Source organism: Variovorax sp. WDL1 (assembly GCF_001541225.1).
Classification (GTDB): domain Bacteria; phylum Pseudomonadota; class Gammaproteobacteria; order Burkholderiales; family Burkholderiaceae_C; genus Variovorax.
The window spans coordinates 1-1276 of record NZ_LMTS01000326.1; the positions used below are offsets into that span (position 1 = coordinate 1).

A 1276-nucleotide genomic window follows, 5' to 3' on the forward strand; every position below is an offset into this window, starting at 1 on the left:
CGTAGACGCCGGCATAGAAGGGATTCTTGAGCACCGAGATCACGTTGCGGTAGCGGATCGGCGTCCAGTCGAAGCTCACCATCTTCTTGCCATCCGACGGTCGCGGGAAATGAACGCCGTCAGCGGCCAGCGAGAGCAGCACCTGCCTGGCGCTTCCCAGCTTGCGAAAGCGCTCGAAGATCAGGTGGACCGCCTCCTGCAAACGGGCATCGGGATCGAAGCCCAGACCGACTTCACGATGCCAGATGTATCCCACCGGAACGCTGATGCGCAATTCCCCTCGATGGGCCTTGGCACGGGCTGCCTCGAACATGCGTGACCTGAGAACTCCGAGCTCAAACTCGCTGATGCTGCCCTTCATCCCCAGCAGCAGGCGATCGTTGGGCCGACACGGGTCGTACACGCCATCCAGGTCGATGACCCGCGCCTCCACCAGGCCGCACAGTTCAAGCAGGTGGTGCCAATCGCGGCCGTTGCGGGCCAGCCGCGATGCGTCGAAGCACAGCACAGCGCCAACTTCGCCGGCGCACAGCCATGCGACGAGACGATCGAAACCTGGACGCGCGACCATACCGCTGGCGGAGCGCCCGAGGTCGTCATCGATGACTTCGATCTGAGCGAAGCCGCGACGGCGCGCCTCCTGCACGAGATCGTACTGCCGGCGTTGACTCTCCAGGTTCGTCTGGACCTGCGTCTGAGTGGACTGGCGTACGTAGACGACGGCCTTGCGCCGCAGCACGGTGGCAGGCAGCAGTTCAGAGTTCGTCATCGTCATCCTCCGTGGGCCGGCCGGCGGCCTGCAGAAGCAGGGTGGCCAGTTGCGCGACCACGCTGGCCCGCTCGCTCGCGGTCAGGTCCTGGGTTACTGCTGACTCGAACACCATGTTCATCTGGCGCGGCGTCGTAGGGCGCGGCGCACTTGAGATCGTCGACAGGAGCTTCGTGTGCGGTGACTGGGTCATGTGGCTTCTCGCTGGTGGTGGTGTAGACACCGCAGCTTCGTCGAAGTCCGCGCTGACACAACAGCAGGTGCAACTCGCCCAGGGCCTCCAGCGAAGCTCTTGGTGGCCCCAATTCCATCGCGGCGCAGGACGCCGCGTTGAGCATCCACGCTGCGACAACAATGACGATGCCGGGCGAGGCCTCGACGTGAACTACCTCACCGTTGGCTCGCTGCTCGCTGTATTGCCGTCGCACTCGGCGCCCGTACAGCGGATGCCAGCGATAGAAGACTTCGACTTCTTGCCCGACATGGGCAGAATGACCCAGTGATTGC

General features: G+C 63.9%; 3 protein-coding genes. 1 reads left to right on the forward strand and 2 read right to left on the reverse strand.

What is annotated here, in order from left to right:
- Positions 1–769 (reverse strand): recombinase family protein (locus tag APY03_RS36965; protein ID WP_198161369.1); only part of this gene is annotated, 769 nt, incomplete at its 3' end.
- A complete protein-coding gene (locus APY03_RS45440; protein WP_269747416.1) occupies positions 756–890 on the reverse strand; it encodes a hypothetical protein in 135 nt (44 codons plus the stop codon). The genes APY03_RS36965 and APY03_RS45440, both read right to left, overlap by 14 nt.
- On the opposite strand from APY03_RS45440, the gene APY03_RS36970 reads away from it, so the two are divergent.
- Positions 883–1272 carry a hypothetical protein gene (locus APY03_RS36970; RefSeq protein ID WP_068685356.1) on the forward strand — a complete coding sequence of 130 codons (390 nt, stop codon included), beginning with the start codon at positions 883–885 and terminating at the stop codon, positions 1270–1272. The two genes, APY03_RS45440 and APY03_RS36970, sit on opposite strands and share 8 nt — an antisense overlap.
- The last annotated feature ends 4 nt before the right edge of the window (positions 1273–1276 follow it).

What these genes read in the sequence shown, in the direction of transcription:
- APY03_RS36970 (WP_068685356.1), top strand. Translation starts at nt 883, where the DNA reads ATGTTCATCTGGCGCGGCGTCGTAGGGCGCGGCGCACTTGAGATCGTC.
- APY03_RS45440 (WP_269747416.1), bottom strand. Translation starts at nt 890, where the DNA reads ATGAACATGGTGTTCGAGTCAGCAGTAACCCAGGACCTGACCGCGAGC.